Origin of the sequence: Lacisediminihabitans changchengi, from assembly GCF_016634425.1 — a bacterium.
Taxonomy (GTDB): domain Bacteria; phylum Actinomycetota; class Actinomycetes; order Actinomycetales; family Microbacteriaceae; genus Lacisediminihabitans; species Lacisediminihabitans changchengi.
Genome location: NZ_JAEPES010000001.1, coordinates 676,480 through 692,100 on the forward strand (window position 1 = coordinate 676,480; position 15,621 = coordinate 692,100).

The 15,621-nt window shown below is 64.8% G+C and carries 20 protein-coding genes and 1 tRNA gene; 17 read left to right on the top strand and 4 right to left on the bottom strand.

What is annotated here, in order from left to right; genetic code table 11:
* The first annotated feature begins 9 nt into the window (after positions 1-9).
* The 5 genes from IV501_RS03195 (at position 10) to IV501_RS03215 (ending at position 3,791) form a co-directional block, all read left to right on the top strand.
* Positions 10-1,272: a sensor histidine kinase gene (locus IV501_RS03195; RefSeq protein WP_200554949.1), complete on the top strand. Its 1,263-nt coding sequence runs from the start codon at positions 10-12 to the stop codon at positions 1,270-1,272.
* Complete coding sequence (locus IV501_RS03200; RefSeq protein ID WP_200554950.1) at positions 1,269-1,934, top strand: response regulator; 666 nt, start codon at positions 1,269-1,271, stop codon at positions 1,932-1,934. Before IV501_RS03195 ends, IV501_RS03200 begins: the two co-directional genes overlap by 4 nt.
* A gap of 136 nt (positions 1,935-2,070) precedes the next feature.
* Complete coding sequence (locus tag IV501_RS03205; RefSeq protein WP_234698105.1) at positions 2,071-2,358, top strand: SHOCT domain-containing protein; 288 nt, start codon at positions 2,071-2,073, stop codon at positions 2,356-2,358.
* A gap of 99 nt (positions 2,359-2,457) precedes the next feature.
* Positions 2,458-3,372 (top strand): sensor histidine kinase, encoded by a 915-nt coding sequence (locus tag IV501_RS03210; protein ID WP_307812150.1) that lies wholly within the window; start codon positions 2,458-2,460, stop codon positions 3,370-3,372.
* On the top strand, positions 3,369-3,791 hold the full coding sequence (locus IV501_RS03215) for a response regulator (RefSeq protein WP_200554952.1): 423 nt from the start codon (positions 3,369-3,371) through the stop codon (positions 3,789-3,791). Before IV501_RS03210 ends, IV501_RS03215 begins: the two co-directional genes overlap by 4 nt.
* Before the next feature lie 18 nt (positions 3,792-3,809).
* Here IV501_RS03215 and def read toward each other — a convergent pair whose 3' ends face one another.
* On the bottom strand, positions 3,810-4,376 hold the full coding sequence (def, locus tag IV501_RS03220; protein ID WP_200554953.1) for a peptide deformylase: 567 nt from the start codon (positions 4,374-4,376) through the stop codon (positions 3,810-3,812).
* Between the two features lie 41 nt (positions 4,377-4,417).
* On the opposite strand from def, the gene IV501_RS03225 reads away from it, so the two are divergent.
* From IV501_RS03225 to IV501_RS03245, 5 genes are all read left to right on the top strand, one after another.
* Entirely contained in the window at positions 4,418-5,353 is a 936-nt protein-coding gene (locus IV501_RS03225) for a DMT family transporter (RefSeq protein ID WP_307812151.1), read from the top strand.
* Between the two features lie 39 nt (positions 5,354-5,392).
* Complete coding sequence (locus IV501_RS03230; protein ID WP_307812152.1) at positions 5,393-6,634, top strand: glycosyltransferase; 1,242 nt, start codon at positions 5,393-5,395, stop codon at positions 6,632-6,634.
* Positions 6,635-6,647: 13 nt separating this feature from the next.
* Positions 6,648-6,721: transfer RNA gene (locus IV501_RS03235), tRNA-Ile, on the top strand.
* A gap of 53 nt (positions 6,722-6,774) precedes the next feature.
* Complete coding sequence (locus tag IV501_RS03240; RefSeq protein WP_200554954.1) at positions 6,775-7,137, top strand: DUF2200 domain-containing protein; 363 nt, start codon at positions 6,775-6,777, stop codon at positions 7,135-7,137.
* A 302-nt stretch (positions 7,138-7,439) separates the two neighbouring features.
* Positions 7,440-7,598 (top strand): hypothetical protein, encoded by a 159-nt coding sequence (locus IV501_RS03245; RefSeq protein WP_200554955.1) that lies wholly within the window; start codon positions 7,440-7,442, stop codon positions 7,596-7,598.
* Positions 7,599-7,607: 9 nt separating this feature from the next.
* Here the strand turns inward: IV501_RS03245 and IV501_RS03250 are convergent, their stop codons facing one another.
* Positions 7,608-8,471 (bottom strand): AraC family transcriptional regulator, encoded by an 864-nt coding sequence (locus tag IV501_RS03250; protein WP_200554956.1) that lies wholly within the window; start codon positions 8,469-8,471, stop codon positions 7,608-7,610.
* A gap of 117 nt (positions 8,472-8,588) precedes the next feature.
* Between IV501_RS03250 and IV501_RS03255 the strand changes: the two genes are divergently transcribed.
* Positions 8,589-8,852: a hypothetical protein gene (locus IV501_RS03255; protein ID WP_200554957.1), complete on the top strand. Its 264-nt coding sequence runs from the start codon at positions 8,589-8,591 to the stop codon at positions 8,850-8,852.
* Positions 8,853-8,914: 62 nt separating this feature from the next.
* A complete protein-coding gene (locus IV501_RS03260) occupies positions 8,915-9,598 on the top strand; it encodes a Pr6Pr family membrane protein (RefSeq protein ID WP_200554958.1) in 684 nt (227 codons plus the stop codon).
* Here the strand turns inward: IV501_RS03260 and IV501_RS03265 are convergent.
* Both IV501_RS03265 and IV501_RS03270 read right to left on the bottom strand, forming a co-directional pair.
* Positions 9,595-10,095 (bottom strand): DUF6328 family protein, encoded by a 501-nt coding sequence (locus IV501_RS03265; protein ID WP_200554959.1) that lies wholly within the window; start codon positions 10,093-10,095, stop codon positions 9,595-9,597. The genes IV501_RS03260 and IV501_RS03265 overlap by 4 nt on opposite strands.
* Positions 10,092-10,544, bottom strand: a complete 453-nt coding sequence (locus tag IV501_RS03270; protein ID WP_200554960.1) for a YdeI/OmpD-associated family protein — start codon at positions 10,542-10,544, stop codon at positions 10,092-10,094. Before IV501_RS03270 ends, IV501_RS03265 begins: the two co-directional genes overlap by 4 nt.
* Positions 10,545-10,800: 256 nt before the next feature.
* Between IV501_RS03270 and IV501_RS03275 the strand changes: the two genes are divergently transcribed.
* From IV501_RS03275 to IV501_RS03295, 5 genes are all read left to right on the top strand, one after another.
* Positions 10,801-11,004 carry a cold-shock protein gene (locus IV501_RS03275; protein ID WP_200554961.1) on the top strand — a complete coding sequence of 68 codons (204 nt, stop codon included), beginning with the start codon at positions 10,801-10,803 and terminating at the stop codon, positions 11,002-11,004.
* Between the two features lie 157 nt (positions 11,005-11,161).
* Positions 11,162-11,992 (top strand): DUF1684 domain-containing protein, encoded by an 831-nt coding sequence (locus tag IV501_RS03280; protein ID WP_200554962.1) that lies wholly within the window; start codon positions 11,162-11,164, stop codon positions 11,990-11,992.
* A gap of 76 nt (positions 11,993-12,068) precedes the next feature.
* Positions 12,069-13,349, top strand: a complete 1,281-nt coding sequence (locus IV501_RS03285) for a transcriptional regulator (RefSeq protein ID WP_307812153.1) — start codon at positions 12,069-12,071, stop codon at positions 13,347-13,349.
* 101 nt (positions 13,350-13,450) lie between these two features.
* Positions 13,451-14,974, top strand: coding sequence for an acetaldehyde dehydrogenase ExaC (exaC, locus tag IV501_RS03290; protein WP_200554964.1), 1,524 nt, complete (start codon positions 13,451-13,453; stop codon positions 14,972-14,974).
* A 104-nt stretch (positions 14,975-15,078) separates the two neighbouring features.
* The gene (locus tag IV501_RS03295; protein ID WP_200554965.1) at positions 15,079-15,516 is read left to right on the top strand and encodes a DUF779 domain-containing protein; all 438 of its coding nucleotides are present in this window, start codon (positions 15,079-15,081) and stop codon (positions 15,514-15,516) included.
* Positions 15,517-15,621 lie beyond the last annotated feature (105 nt).

The window sequence follows — 15,621 nt, forward strand, 5'->3', positions numbered from 1 at the left end:
GATCAAGGCATGCCACACTCGGGTCGGTTCGCGCGCGAGCGCTGGCGCGACCGCTGGCAGGAGCCGGGGATCGAGCACGAGATCGAACGGCACGCCCGCGTGCAGCAGTCCTCCCGCTGGGCCCGGCTCTGGGTGCCGGTGATCATCAGCCTGTTCGTCCAGGTGCCGGGGTCCTTCGTTCACGTGGTCCCCGGGCACGGTCTCGAGCGCGTTACCGAGTCGTCACTCGGCTGGTTCGTCCTCTCCCTCGCCATCACCCTGGTCGGGCCTATCGTGTTGATCGGCGCGCGCCGGTGGCCCGGTCCGGTGATCGCGGTGACCGCGGCGGCTGCGTCGGCCGACATCCTGCTGTTCCACGACGTGAACAGGCCGCCATATGTGGCCCTCGCCTTCGCCCTGGTCTCGTCGATCGTTCGCGGTGCGCGGCTCTGGGCCTGGATCTCGGTCGCGGCCGCCTGGGTGTTGGTGATCGCGATCGCGTTGCTCGGCGGGCTTGATCTGCCGCCGCAGCGCATCGCGGCGATCACGCTCGGCATCCTGATCGTCATGGGGCTCGGGGAGGCCGTTCGCACGCGCCGCGACAACTTCCTCGAGTTCTCCCGGCGGTTCGCCGAACGCAAACAGTCGGAGGTGCAGGCCGAGCGGGTGCGGATCGCCCGCGAACTGCACGACGTCCTCGCGCATTCGCTCAGCCAGATCAATGTGCAGGCCAGCGTCGGCCTGCATCTCATGGACACCCAGCCCGACAAGGCGAAGGATGCCCTGGCCAGCATCAAGGAGAGCAGCAAGTCCGCGCTCGACGAGGTTCGGTCGATGCTGGGGGTGCTGCGCGCGGAGGATGGCGCGGATCCCGGCGCGCCCCTCGTCCCCGAGCCCGACCTCTCCCGTCTCGCTGGGCTGGCCGCCTCGATCGAGGCGCAGGGCATTGCCGTCGACGTGCACAATCGCATCAGTTCGCCGCCGCCCGCGCCGGCACAGCTCGCGCTATACCGCATCGCCCAGGAGTCCCTCACGAATGTGCTTCGGCACGCGAAGGCGACAAGGGTGACCGTGCTGGCGGAGCAGATCGACGGGGAATACCGGCTGACTGTGACCGACAACGGCACCGGTGTGCCGGTGTCGACGAATGGCGGGCGCGGTCTGCTCGGCATGCACGAGCGCGCCGACCTGCTCGGTGGCACGCTCGAAGCAGGACCGCGCGCGGTCGGCGGGTTTGAGGTGCGCGCCACGATTCCCACCCAGACACAGCCAGGCACGAAGGACACCCCATGATCCGCGTCGCGATCGCCGACGATCAGCAGCTCATCCGGGCGGGCTTCCGCTCGCTGCTCGAGGCGGAGCCAGACCTCGAGATCGTGGGGGAGGCCGGCACGGGAAGCGACGCCGTCAGCCTGGTCACGCGCGAACGCCCCGACGTCGTGCTCATGGACATCCGGATGCCCGATGGCGACGGACTCTGGGCCACTGAACAGATCGTGGCGAACCCCACGCTCGCCGACACGCACATCGTGATCGTGACGACCTTCGAGCTTGACGAATACGTGGCGCGGGCGATCCGCGCTGGTGCGAGCGGCTTTCTGGTGAAAGACACCGAGCCCGTGGAACTCATCCGTGCTGTGCACGTGGTGGCAGGGGGCGATGCACTGCTGTCGCCGGGCGTGACGAAACGCCTGCTCGAGCGCGTGGCCGCGACCCTCGGTGAGGCGCCAGATACCCGGCAGCTCTCGGTGCTCACCGAGCGCGAGCGCGAGGTGCTCGGGCTGGTCGGGCTGGGGCTTACCAATGACGAGATCGGGCGCCGGCTGTATCTCAGCCCGCTGACCGCGAAAACGCACGTCTCCCGCATCATGGCGAAGCTCGCTGCTCGCGACCGGGTGCAGCTCGTGGTGGTCGCCTACGAGACCGGCCTGGTGCGCGCGGCCTACACCGACTAGGCCTGACTGCTCTCACGGGAGTATCCGAGTGCATCCGCTGGGCAGATTCGCTGATGTCGGGGTACGGCGAGTCTTGAGGTAACGGTTCCGCCGGAACCTCTACAGACAAGGATTCACCATGCTCTCCACTTTCGCTATGTCTCACCCGTGGGGCCCGCCGTTCGTGGGCGGTTTCGGGCTGTTCTTCCTGCTGATTCCGCTGTTCTGGATAGCGGTCATCGTGCTCGTCGCCACGCTCGGTCGTCGTCGCTGGCGCCGCACCTGGGCTGCCCAGGGCGGGCATCCGGGCTTCGGCGGCTGGACTGCCGGCACGAGCGCGGAGTCGACGCTGGCTGAGCGCTTCGCCCAGGGTGACATCGACGAGGTGGAGTACCGCGCCCGACTCGAGGTCATTCGCGCGAACGCCTCCCCCCGCCAGCGGTAGTTGGTCGGTCGAGTAGCGCGTGAGGGCCCGCGCTACTCGACTTACAAATCACCGCTACCCTCTAGTTCGGGCTTCAACCGGGGCCAGAGGGAGACACACGTGGACGCTTGGCTCGCCGAGAACGCACAGTTCCTGACGATGGTGCTCGCCATCGCGACCGCCGTGCTATTCGTTTTGGTGATCGTCTTCGCCATCCTCTGGGCGGTGACCGCCCGCGGTCGTCGACGCCAGCGACTTGCCCGCATCGCGGCCGAACGGCACCGCCTCGACACCGACGTCGAGCTGCAAGAGCAGCTCGGCCGCTTGCGTATAGTGCGCGAGCTGCACGAGGTCGCGGTGCACTCCGTGTCGGTCATCATCAGCCAGGCCGATGGCGCTCAGTACGCCGCCAAGACCGATCCGGATGCCGCAGTGCGCTCCGCGGCCGTGATCGCCGACACCGCCCGCTCCACCCTCGCAGACCTCCGCCGGGTCATGAGCGTCGTGCAGGACGGCGAGGCCGCAGCCTCCCCACAGCCGCGGCTCAAGACCGCGCGCGACCTGTTCGCGGTGATGCGGGACAACGGCCTCGACATCGATTTCGTGGAGACCGGTCAGCGCTTCGACCTGAAGGAGGGTGCGGAGCTGGCGATTTACCGCATCCTGCAGGAGGCATTGTCCAACGCGCTCGAATACGGGGGAGAGGGCACCAGGGTCAGGGTGTCGTTCACCTGGACCGAGGAGGGCCTCCAGGTGCTCGTCGACGATGAGGGCGCGAAGAACGCCGCCGTGCGCGTCGGACGCGACCCGAACGCCGAATCGCGCGAGCGTCCGTACACGATCGATGAAGACCTCCATGCCCTCACGAACGTCGTCAGCGGTCCGGGCATCACCGAGATGCGAGAGCGCGCGGCACTGTTTGGCGGCATCCTCAACGCCTACACGGTGCCGGGCGTCGGCTTTTCGATCTCCGCAATCTTCCCGGCGTTGCGCTACGACAACGGCGTGCACGGTGTGAATCTGGACCAGTCGTGACAAACCTGCCCGCGGCCCCGGTCATCCGGATCGTGTTGGCCGACGACCAGCCGCTTCAGCGCCAGGGCTATCGCATGGTGCTCGACTCGCAGCCCGACCTCGTCGTTCTGGGCGAAGCGAGCGACGGTGCGCAGGTGCTCGCTCTGGCGCGCAACGAGCTGACGGATGTCGTGCTCATGGACATCCAGATGCCGCGTGTCAACGGGCTGGTCGCCGCCAATCATCTCTCCCGTGACACGGAGGTGCGTGCCCTCGGGCCTGCGCCCCGCGTCATCCTGCTCACCGCGGTGGAGGTCACCGACGAGACCGTGGACGACGCCACCGACGGGGTGTTCGCGGTGTTGTTCAAAGACGTCGCACCCGAGCAACTGCTGGCAACGATTCGTGCCGCAGCGGCGAGCATCCCCGCGGAGGGATGACGCCGCGGGGCAATCGCGCTACGCGTCGAGGTCGTCGGTTCCCGGCAACCACGACTCGCCGGGCTTTCCCCAGCCGTTCTTGCGAATCGCCTTCGCCGCTGATTTAGCGTGGGAGTGCTCGAGCCGGTCGACGTAGAGCACGCCGTCGAGGTGGTCGTACTCGTGCTGGAAGATTCGGGCCAGCCATCCTTCGGCACGGATCTCGAACGGCTGCTGCCCCAGATCGACGGCGCGCAGGATGGTGAGCTCCGCCCGGCGCAGGGGAAAACGTTCGCCCGGAACCGAGAGGCACCCCTCGGACTCGTCGTCCTCATCCGCTTCCCCGATCGGCACCGGACTGATCCAGAGCTCGGGGTTGATCGCGACACCACGCCACAGCACCTCGTCGTCGTCCACCCAGTTGTAGACGAAGACCCGCAGCGGAACTCCGACCTGCGGCGCTGCCAACCCGACCCCCGGAGCCTTCTCCATGGTCTCGAACATGTCGTCAACCAGGGTCGCCAACTCGTCGTCGAAGCTGGTCACCTCACGGGCTCGGGAGTGGAGTACGGGTTCACCCGTGATCTGAATGGGGAGTACGGCCATTCGCCAAGAATATCGACCCGTCAGCGGGTAGGGTCGCCTTCGTGACACCAGTGCTATTCGAGGTCGCCTCCACCGCGCTCCTGTCGACCAGGACCTACATCGGCATCCCCATCGCTCTCGTGGGCGCGGTATTCCTCGCCTTCGGCGCACAGCTGCAGCACCGCGGTGTGAACAAGGTGGACGCCCAGAAGGAGGGCGGCGAGGCAACGGCCCTCCGCATCGGCCAGTTGTTTGCGCTACTGCGCCGGCCATCCTGGCTGTTCGGGACGCTCATGCTCGGCCTCGCGGTAGTGCTTCAGCTGACCGCGCTGTATTTCGCACCGATCATCGTGGTGCAGCCGCTGGGCGCCGTGGCCCTCGTGCTCACCGCGATCGTCAACGCCCGGGTATCCGGCGTAAAGCTCACGCTGCCGACCATCAGGTCGATCTCATTCTGCATCGTCGGCGTCGCGGTGTTCGTGACCATCGCGGCGTTCCAGGCTCAGGAGAAGGAGATCACCGAGCGCGAGCTGTCCACCGTGCTGATCCTGCTGCTGATCATCACCGCGCTGTTCGCGCTGGCGTTCGTGTTTTTTCGTCACCGATTCAAGGCGATCATCTACATCGTCGGTGCCGGTGTGCTGTACGGCTTCGTGGCGACGCTCGCCAAGGTGGTCATCGGCCGTATCCAGACGATCATCACCTATGGCGCAAACGGCTTCGAGTGGCTCACGATCGTGTGCGTGATCGCGCTGATCGCCGCGACGGCCCTCGGCGGCTATTTCGTGCAAACCGCCTACGCGTCGGGTCCGCCCGACCTGGTGATCGCGGGACTCACCGTCATTGACCCGCTCGTCGCCGTGACGATCGGCATCATCGTGCTCCGCGAGGCGTCGAACGCAGAATGGTGGGCGATCGTGGCGTTCATCGTCGCGGGGGCCCTGGCCGTTTATGGTGTGTTCCAGCTCGCGAAGTACCATCCGCAGTCCCAGCGATAAGCTGAAATTTCCGTTGTCTACCGCAAGGATCTCCTCACCGTGACTGATTTGCCGGACCACGCGCCCCGCGAGGACGCCGACCCGACGCGACCGCTCAAGATCCTGATCGGGGTCGACACCTTCCCGCCCGATGTCAACGGAGCGGCGATGTTCTCCGCTCGTCTTGCCGCCGGCCTCACCGAGCGCGGACACGACGTGCGCGTCGTTTCGCCGGCATCGGGCCGCAAGCGCGGCTTCATCCGCGAGACCCACGAGGGCGTCACCTTCGGCGTCTACCGCCTGCCATCCCAGCGTTGGTACCCGCACGACTGGCTGCGGTTCGTCTGGCCGTGGCGGGTGCGCCACTACTCCCGCAAGATCCTGGATGACTTCCAGCCCGACGTCATCCATATCCAGTCGCACATCGTGGTGGGCCGTGGCCTCACCCGCGAGGCGGTAATTCGAAACATCCCGGTTGTCGCCACCAACCACTTCATGCCCGAGAACCTCATGGAGCACACCCTGCTCCCGAAGTTCCTGCGGCGCACCGCGGCCCGCATCGCCTGGAACGACGCGGCGAAGACCTACCACCTCGTCTCCGCCGTCACGTCGCCGTCACGCAAGGCCGCCGATTTCCTCGAGGCGGAGACCGACATCACCGATGTCCACGCGGTTTCCTGCGGCATCGATGCGTCGTTGTACACGCCCAGCTTCGAGAAGCGCACCGAGAACCGCATCCTCTTCGTCGGTCGGGTCACCGCCGAGAAGCACATCGACGAACTGATGAAAGCGGTGGCGATACTCGATCCGGCTCTCGATGCGAAGCTGCAGATCGTCGGAGGCGGCGACCTGATGAACCAGCTGCAGCAGTTGGCGAAGACCCTCGGAATCGCCGACCGCACGACCTTCACCGGATATGTGACCGAGGAAGAGCTGCACGACGCTCTCACTCACGCGACGGTGTTCGCCATGCCGTCGATCGCCGAACTGCAGAGCATCGCCACCATGGAGGCCATGGCTTCTGGCGTGCCGATCGTCGCGGCCGATGCGATGGCGCTGCCCCACCTGGTGCACAACGGGGAGAACGGTTACCTGTTCACGCCCGGTGATGTCGATGATCTGGCGGCCAAGCTCACCACCGTGCTCACTCAGACGGATGCCGAGACCACCGCGATGAAAAAATGGAGTCTTCGCTACATCGCGGCCCACGACATCCAGCGCACCTTGAGCATCTTCGAAGCGCTGTATCGTGGAGAAAAGGTGACCGATCCGGTCACCGATGCGTCGCTCGAACTCTCCTGATTTCGTCGCGCACGGGGCGGTAGCTCAGCTGGTTAGAGCAGCGGACTCATAATCCGTCGGTCACGGGTTCAAGTCCCGTCCGCCCTACATAACTTTTACTTCTTCTCGATCTTCGTTGTCGCAGCACCTACGCTGGCGGTGTGCCGAGGATCTTCAGTACCGCGTTCGCGGCGGTCTATCCGCTCTACGTGACGAAGGTCGAGCGCAAGGGAAGGACAACCTCCGAGCTCGATCAGGTGATCACGTGGTTGACCGGCTTCGACGAGGCGACACTTCGTCGTCACATCGCCGGCGGGTCGACCTTCGAGCAGTTCTTCGCCGACGCGCCCATGAACCCTCACGCCGCGCTGATCACCGGGGTGGTGTGCGGCGTTCGCGTTGAGAACGTGGAGGATCCGCTCATGCAGCAGATCCGCTACCTCGACAAACTCGTCGACGAACTCGCTAAAGGTAAAGCAATGGACAAGATTCTTCGCGTGCCGACCGAGGCCGCTGCACAGTAACGGTGTCCCACGCACCCGGCCTTCGCCCCTTCGGAAACTCAGGAAAAGGAAACACCGCAGCGCGCTTCGCTCCCGGTGCGTCGACATACTTCCTGAGTTTCCGAAGGCGCGCAGTGGCGAGTGCTGGCCGGCGCCCTTCGATTGGGCAACCCGGGGAGCCCCCCGAAGCTCAACGCAGCGATTCTCCTCGGCGAACCGCCGGTCGGCGATTTGCAGCGGAGCGCCAGGGCGTCCGTCGATTTCCTCTCGACTTTCGAGCTGGCAGCTAGACAGCGGCGGGGTTCACGAGTTCACTCCTCGTCATGCCCGCTCTATTCATCGTCCTCATCGTTCTCGCTCTGATCTTCTTCGGCTTCGGTATCGCCATCACCGCGGTCAAGTGGCTGATCTACATCGCCATCATCCTGCTGCTGGTTGGCGTCATCGGCTTCATCCTGCGCGCCATTCGTAACCGGGCGTAGCACCCCAGCTCAGCCCTTTCGCTGGCTGCGATACTCCGTGGGGCTAACCCCGTGCATTTTCTGAAAGTGCCGGGAGAAGTAGAACGGGTCGGTGTAGCCGACGTCCGCACCGATCGCGGCCACAGTCATCGACGTGGAGTCCAGCAGTTGTCGTGCCCGCGCCATGCGCAGAGCTGTGTGGTGTGCGAGCACGCCGCCTCCCGTTGCACGGTGGAATAGCCCGCTGAGATGCGACGGCGATACCCCCACCAGCCGTGCAAGATCGGGAACCTGCACGCGGCTGTCGAGTCGGCTGGCGAGATACTCCATCGCGCGCTGGAGCGGGTCACCGTTCAGCGGCAGCAGCCGTTCGGTGGCAATCTGAGTGAGCAGCTTCCACGCGGCGCCAGACGCAGCAATGAGCCGCGCACGCGAGACGTCTTTCTCGAGCAAGGTGACGATCTCGTCGATTCCGGCGACCACACGCTCGGGCGACCGAAGTGCAAGGATTCGGCGGTCGGCCGCCGTGCCGGCCTCGGCAATGAGATCGTCGACGACGAGCCCCCGCAGGTGGCACCACCAGATCGTCCATGGTGCCTCGTCTGAGGCGCCGTAGCTGTGTGGCAATGACGGCGGAATCAGGATCGCCGTCGATGCTCCGATGCGCGTGCGCGCGCCGTCGACCACCACCGCTCCGGTGCCAGCGGTGCAGACCAGGATGACGGCTTCGGGGATGCCTTCCGGCCGGTCTTTCCAGTGCCCTGTGGCCTCAGGGAACAGCCCTGCCATCGTGACGGTCAGGTGACGAGTTATCGGTTGCTGCAGCGCGCTGTCAATGCTGGGATGCGGGATGACCGCAACCCGCTCGCCAAGAAAACTTGTCGGTCGCACCATTCCGCAGACCGTACACCCGACGTCGCAGCGATCATCCAACCCGACTGGCGGATGTCGGTGCCGAGGCTTAGAGTCGAAACCATCGAACATATGTTCGAGTGTTAAAAGGGAGCTGAGATGACACTCGTGGGTGCGACAGTGACAGTGTGGACGGGCGTGCGGGGGATCCCCGAGCGCTTCGTCTGGGACGGCCGACGATACCGGGTAAGCGATACCCCGACCGCGCTCGACGTCGACTATGCGGCGATCACCCACCCACCCGATCAGATGCCGCTCGGGTGGCGGTTTCAGGGCACGAGCGACGCGGGGGAGACACGCATGTTCGACGTGCTGTTCGACGAAAGCCGACAAGAATGGCAGTTGCTGCACACCTACGTGTGATGCCTCCGTGGCAGCGGGATGACGGGCCGCTACAGTGAGCGCATGAGACAGGCTGCACGCGTATGAGAAGACTTGCCATCGCTACTCGGGTGCTGATTGCCATCACCGTCATCGTGGCCATCGTCGGGCAGCTTTCGCTGAGTCTCAGCAACTGGCGCGACGCGGGCATCGACAACCCCGTCGTGCAGGTGGTCAACTTCTTCAGTTTCTTCACGATCGAGTCGAACGTGCTGACTGTTGTCGTCGCTCTGCTCGGAGCATGGTTTCTGCTCCGGGGTGATCGAGACGACCGTGGGTGGTACCTCGGCTTGCGTGCTGCGGCGGTCACCTATATGGCCACCACTGGCATCGTCTACAACCTCCTCCTCCGAGGCATCGAGCTGCCGCAGGGCACGACGCTCGGGTGGTCGAACGAGATCTTGCACGTGGTGGCACCGGCATATCTGATTCTCGACTGGCTATTCGCCCCCGGGCGTAGACCGCGCGAATGGAAGGCTGTCTGGCCAATTCTGATCTTTCCCTTGGTCTGGGGCATCTACACACTGATCCGCGGTCCGATCACCTTCGACGCAGTCACCGGCAAGTCGTACTGGTACCCGTACCCATTTCTCAATCCGAACACCTCGCCGGAGGGCTATCTGTCGGTCTCGTTCTACATCGTGCTAATTGCGGCGGTCATCGGGCTGGTCGGACTCGGGGTCGTCTGGGTGTCGAAGCGACCTCTTCCGGCGATCTCGCGGGGTTAGAGCCGTCGCCTCGCGATGCGGGGCAGCACGAGAAGCAAGAAGATAAGCACCACGAGGATCCCACAACCGGCGAGCACCCCGGTGATCAGGTTCACCAGGAAGCCGAACAAAAAGACCACGACCCCCGAGGTCAAAACCGAGACCAGGACCAGCACGATCTGCAGGATGACGTCGGCAATACCGACCATCTGCTCCTTGGCGTGGCGACGGAACAGGCGCCGATGGAGAGCGACCGGTGCAAGTCCGAAGGCTGTCGTAGTCGCCGCGAGGATCACCAGCACGATGTAGATCACCCGCTCGTAGTCCTGGATGTCCGCGAAGCGCTGCTGAAAAGGAAGCGTGAGAAGAAACCCGCTCATGATCTGCGTACCGGTCTGAGTTACCCGCAGTTCTTGCAGGATCTCGTCCCAGTTGCGGTCGTACCGCTGCGACGCCGTTTCCGGGCGCCCGTCGGCAGGATCGACGTCCCGATTGGCCGGATGGAGCGGCTCGGTCACGACGGGGCAACAACCTGCCGGACGACTGCGGCCACTCGCCGGGCCCGCGTATCGGGATTCTTGGTGCCCTCGACGCTCGTAACGTGCGCTTTCTGTCGCGAAGCGGAGAGCGCGTCGAAGGCCGCGCGGGCACCGTTAACCTGTGCAAGTGCTGTGGCGAGGTCATCCGGAATCTCGACCGTCCGGGGTGTGAGGTCAAGGTGCAGCGTCACCTCCACCTCGTCGCCGGTGCTGAGGTTGAGGGCGGCGCGGTGCGCCGCACTGAGCGGAATGAGATAGCCACCGCCGCGGGAACCGACCGTGCTCGCATAGCTGTAGTCGCCGATGGCGACCGTAACCGCGGGCTTTTTCGAGCCGCCGAGGTCGGTCACCACCTGGTCGGGGACGGGCAATCCGGTGGCCTGAAGCCCGGGCGCCTGCAGCACTGTCGTCGTGAATGTGACACTCATGCGGTCACTGTAGCGAGGCTTCGAACGATGAGAACGAAAAATTTCTTGTTCCGTTTGTGTCACATAGCTGTTGCGTTTGGGAGGAAGTGCACTAGCGTGGAACGTGCAGTTGCAGTACCTCGCACATCTTGAATGCTTGGAACTCCTCGAATTTTCTTCGGCGGGTGCCTTGACTCTTTCGGGAGCGGACGATGAACACCGCGACGAGCGGATCCGAAAGTCGGATTCGCGCGAAGACTCCTGAAGGAGAAAAATAATGGCACTAGGAACCGTGAAGTGGTTTAACGCTGAAAAGGGCTTTGGATTCATTGCTCCCGACGACGGAAGCCCCGACGTGTTCGCGCACTACAGCGCGATCAACTCGAGTGGCTACAAGTCCCTCGACGAGAACCAGAAGGTCGAATTCGACCTGGCGCAGGGCCCCAAGGGTCCGCAGGCGGAGAACATCCGTCCCCTCTAAGTCCTCGGGACTACGAGAGCGCTTCAGTTCAATCTGAAGGAAGCCGGTCATCGCGTAAGCGGTGGCCGGCTTCTTGCATGTCCCGCCCCGTCGCACGGCGGGCATAATCGCGAGTCGAGCGTGGTTGCAAAGAGGGAACCAAGGCAGGATGGAACCCATGACCGACACCACCGTCAACACCCCCGAATCGCAGTTCGAGAACTTCCACGCGCGTCGTGAGCTCTCGGTCGTGCAGCCGAAGGGCAGCCTCGCCCTCGTCAACACGCAGTGGATCGACTCCGAGCAGACAATCTGGGGCGTTCCCGGCACCTGGGCTCCGCTGCCCAAGGGCGAATCCGGCCTGCTGCTCACCGCGACTGCGGCTGAGGGCATCAGTGTCGACGGCGAACTGGTCGATGGTTCCGTCGTCGTTCGCGGTAAGGATGCCGAAAACCCGAGCGAGATCGTCTTCGGGCCGACAGTGACCGGCTTCGTCATCGCCAGCGAAGAGGGAACGTACGCTCTCCGGGTGTGGGATGCCGACTCCGAGGGCATCCAGGAGTTCGGCAGCATCGCTGCCTTCCCCTACAACCCCGACTGGGTCATCACGGGCACCTTCACCGAGATCGAGGGCGGAACCACGGTCGGTTTCGAGCACCTCAAAGACGACGGCAAGACCCGTGAGCTCGCGGTTCCCGGTGAGATCATCTTCACCAAGGACGGAGTCGACTACAACCTCGCTGCGTTCAAGTCCGGGCGCGCGCTCCAACTGGTGTTCTCCGACTCCACCAGTGGCGACAGCACCTACAGCGTCGGCCGGTTCCTGTTTGTCGCGCCGAAGGCCGACGGCACCATCGAGCTGGACTTCAACCGCGCGGTGCTTCCGCCCTGTGCCTTCAGCTACGCCTTCAATTGCCCCATGCCGCCGAAGCAGAATCGCTTCCCGGTTGCGATCGAGGCGGGCGAGAAGCAGGCGCTGAAGAAAGACGGCACGCTGCTGCACGAGTAGGGCGACATTCGCTCACCAACGGTCGGGCGCGGCGGGTAGGATCGCAGCACTCGTTCATCGGTGATCGGAGGCTGTGGTGGCGCGTCTGAAGGCGGCTCCTCCGATAAGCCTGCGACGGGCGCATGACGCGGTCATCGGCGAGGGAGTCCGCGCCGCTGGCATCCGTCCCCTGGTCGCGGCCTCCTGGAAACGGTCGCTCGACCTGCACCTCGACCCGGACCGGGTGAATCCCGGCTTCGAGTTCGACGACGACGATCTGCGCGAGTATCGCGATGGGCATCCGATGTCGCTGGTTCTGCCGACCATCCACAGCTTGCTGATCCGGCACAGCTTCGATGCCGGGTTGATCGTGGCCATCGGTGACGAGGCAGGAAGGCTGCTCTGGATCGACGGCGACCGCACCCTGCGTCGCAAAGCGGAGGGCATGCTCTTTGTCGAGGGGGCCGATTGGTCAGAAGCCGTCGTGGGTACCAGCGCGCCGGGCACCGCCCTGGCTCTCGACCACGGCATCCAGATCCAGGGCGCCGAACACTTCAACCGCATCGTGCATCCCTGGAGTTGCACGGCCGTGCCGGTGCACGACCCCAGCTCGGGCGCGGTGCTCGGGGTCATCGACATCACCGGGGGAGCGGATGCCGCGGCTCCCGCCACGCTGCCACTGGTCGAGGCCGCGGTAGCCGCCGCCGAATCCGAGTTACGCATCCGCCGCCTGGACGACAGCCGCTCCCGACAGCGGATGCCCCGTCGCCGCGCGGCTCCCGTCGCGGCGCCGCTACTGTCGGTGCTCGGAACCGATGTGGGGCGGATCACCTCCGGCTCCGGTGCCGCCGAGCTCAGCGCCCGTCATGCCGAGATTCTCACTCTGTTGGCCTGGCATTCCGAGGGGCTGTCGGTGGACCGGCTCGCGGCGATGCTCTACGACCACGAGGTCTCGGTGGTGACGCTCCGGGCCGAGATGGTACGACTGCGCAAAGTGCTCGAGCGCGTCGATCCGAGCCTGGTGCCGCTGTCTCGCCCCTACCGCCTGTCCCGTCGGCTCGAGCTCGACGCGCACCGCGTTCTCGCGTTCCTCGACCGTGGTGCGCATCGCGTCGCACTGGGTGCATACACGGGTGGGGTGCTCCCCACCTCGAACGCTCCGGGCATCATCGAGCTGCGGGATGAGGTGAGCAGTCGCCTGCGCGACGCTCTGCTGACCGATGCCTCGGTCGACACCCTGCTCGCCTACGCCCGCACCGACGAGGCGGCATACGACGCCGAGGTCTGGCGGCAGTGTCTGCGGCTTTTGCCCCCGAAGTCGCCGAAGCGCGCATCGGTCGTAGCGCGCCTGGAACGTATCGAAGCCGACTTGGGCTGAGCGCGCAACATCCTGCAACCTCGGCGCAACGGCCGAGGCTTAGCGTTGATCTGGTGGGCTCACCAGGCCCGCAAAGACAATGACGTCGAACAGGAGTTGTTATGACCGTGTACGCGGCCCCGGGTACCCCGGACGCAAAAGTCACCTTCAAGCCCCGCTACGAGCACTGGATCGGGGGTGAATGGGTTACACCGGTGAAGGGTCAGTACTTCGAAGACATCTCGCCGGTCAACGGCAAGCCGTTCGCCGAGGTCGCCCGCGGAACCGCCGAGGACATCGACGCGGCGCTCGACGCCGCACACAAAGCAGCGCCCGCCTGGGGCAAGACCAGCCCCGCCGAGCGCGCAGCAGTACTCAACAAGATGGCGGATGTCATCGACGCGAATCTCGAGCTGCTGGCCGTCGCCGAGACCTGGGACAACGGCAAGCCGGTCCGGGAGCCCTTGAACGCTGACCTTCCGCTCGCGTCCGACCACTTCCGATACTTCGCCTCTGCCATTCGCGCGCAAGACGGCGACTTCGCCGAACTGGATGGCGACACGGTCGCCTACCAATTCCATGAGCCGCTCGGCGTCGTGGGTCAGATCATCCCGTGGAACTTCCCGATCCTCATGGCGGTCTGGAAGATCGCGCCGGCGCTCGCGGCAGGAAACGCCATCGTGCTGAAGCCGGCCGAACAGACGCCGGTGTCGATCCTGGTGCTCATCGAGCTGATCGGGGACATCCTCCCCGCCGGCGTGCTGAACATCGTGAACGGATTCGGGGTGGAGGCGGGCAAGCCACTCGCGTCGAGCCCGCGTATCCGCAAGATCGCGTTCACGGGAGAGACCAGTACCGGTCGCCTGATCTCGCAGTACGCGAGCGCCAACCTCATCCCGGTCACACTGGAGCTCGGCGGCAAGTCGCCGAACATCTTCTTCTCCGATGTGGCAGACCACGACGATGCGTTCTACGACAAGGCGCAGGAGGGTTTCACGCTCTTCGCGTTCAACCAGGGCGAGGTCTGCACCTGCCCCTCGCGCGCTCTGATCCAGAAGCCGATCTACGACTCCTTCCTCGACACGGTCACCGAGCGCACGCGTATCGCGGTGCAGGGAAACCCGCTCGACACCGACACCCAGGTCGGTGCGCAGGCGTCGAACGACCAGCTCGAGAAGATCCTGAGCTACCTCGACATCGGCAAGCAGGAGGGTGCGAAGGTGCGTCTCGGCGGTGAGCGTGCCGACCTCGGCGGCGACCTCAGTGAGGGCTACTACGTGCAGCCCACCATCTTCGAGGGCAACAACAAGATGCGCATCTTCCAGGAAGAGATCTTCGGTCCGGTCGTCGCCGTCACCAGCTTCACCGACTACGACGACGCGATCTCCATCGCCAACGACACGCTATACGGCCTCGGGGCCGGCGTCTGGTCGCGCAACGGCAACGTGGCATACCGGGCGGGCCGCGACATCCAGGCCGGTCGCGTGTGGATCAACAACTACCACGCCTATCCGGCCGGAGCGGCGTTCGGTGGCTACAAGAGTTCGGGTATCGGTCGCGAGAACAACAAGCTCGCGCTCGACCACTACCAGCAGACGAAGAACCTGTTGGTGTCGTACTCCGAGAACAAGCTCGGGTTCTTCTAAACCGAAACACAGTGCGGGGATCGGGCCAAATTGGGGGGCGGCCCGATCCACGCCCTTCGGGCGCATACTGAAGTACGCACTACCGACGGAAGCTGAGGACGAGGATGTCTGCATCAACAAGCACGGCCACCGAAACGGTTATCGCCACTGTCACCATTCCTGGCGAAACCAAACCGCGGGTCGAGTTTCTGCCGGTGGCCGTCGAACTGCTACGCAAACTCTGGGACCAGTACGGTCCATTGATGTTCCACCAGTCCGGCGGATGCTGCGACGGCTCCAGCCCGATGTGCTACCCAGCGGGAGACTTCATCACCTCGGATCAGGATGTGCGGCTGGGACGTCTGGACATCGCTCCAGATGGCTCGGAGCCGCAGGAGATCGACTTCTGGATGTCGTCGGAGCAGTTCGCCTACTGGAGTCACACCTTCCTCACGGTCGACGTGGTCAAGGGACGCGGTAGCGGCTTCTCGGTGGAGGCACCGGAAGGCGTCCGATTCATGATCCGGTCGCGGCTGATGGAGACCGCCGAGCCTTTCGTGTGATCTGAGCCAGTGGTGTCATCGGGCACAGTCGTGTCGCTGGCACAGTCGTGTGGCTGGCACAGTCGTGTGGGCGGCACAGTTGTGTCACCGGCACAGTCTTGTCGC

What these genes read in the sequence shown, in the direction of transcription:
- IV501_RS03255 (WP_200554957.1), top strand. Translation starts at nt 8,589, where the DNA reads ATGACACTCGTGGGTGCGACAGTGACAGTGTGGACGGGCGTGCGGGGG.
- IV501_RS03270 (WP_200554960.1), bottom strand. Translation starts at nt 10,544, where the DNA reads ATGAGTGTCACATTCACGACGACAGTGCTGCAGGCGCCCGGGCTTCAG.
- IV501_RS03260 (WP_200554958.1), top strand. Translation starts at nt 8,915, where the DNA reads ATGAGAAGACTTGCCATCGCTACTCGGGTGCTGATTGCCATCACCGTC.
- IV501_RS03245 (WP_200554955.1), top strand. Translation starts at nt 7,440, where the DNA reads ATGCCCGCTCTATTCATCGTCCTCATCGTTCTCGCTCTGATCTTCTTC.
- IV501_RS03250 (WP_200554956.1), bottom strand. Translation starts at nt 8,471, where the DNA reads ATGGTGCGACCGACAAGTTTTCTTGGCGAGCGGGTTGCGGTCATCCCG.
- IV501_RS03205 (WP_234698105.1), top strand. Translation starts at nt 2,071, where the DNA reads ATGTCTCACCCGTGGGGCCCGCCGTTCGTGGGCGGTTTCGGGCTGTTC.
- exaC (WP_200554964.1), top strand. Translation starts at nt 13,451, where the DNA reads ATGACCGTGTACGCGGCCCCGGGTACCCCGGACGCAAAAGTCACCTTC.
- def (WP_200554953.1), bottom strand. Translation starts at nt 4,376, where the DNA reads ATGGCCGTACTCCCCATTCAGATCACGGGTGAACCCGTACTCCACTCC.
- IV501_RS03195 (WP_200554949.1), top strand. Translation starts at nt 10, where the DNA reads ATGCCACACTCGGGTCGGTTCGCGCGCGAGCGCTGGCGCGACCGCTGG.
- IV501_RS03275 (WP_200554961.1), top strand. Translation starts at nt 10,801, where the DNA reads ATGGCACTAGGAACCGTGAAGTGGTTTAACGCTGAAAAGGGCTTTGGA.
- IV501_RS03295 (WP_200554965.1), top strand. Translation starts at nt 15,079, where the DNA reads ATGTCTGCATCAACAAGCACGGCCACCGAAACGGTTATCGCCACTGTC.
- IV501_RS03280 (WP_200554962.1), top strand. Translation starts at nt 11,162, where the DNA reads ATGACCGACACCACCGTCAACACCCCCGAATCGCAGTTCGAGAACTTC.
- IV501_RS03200 (WP_200554950.1), top strand. Translation starts at nt 1,269, where the DNA reads ATGATCCGCGTCGCGATCGCCGACGATCAGCAGCTCATCCGGGCGGGC.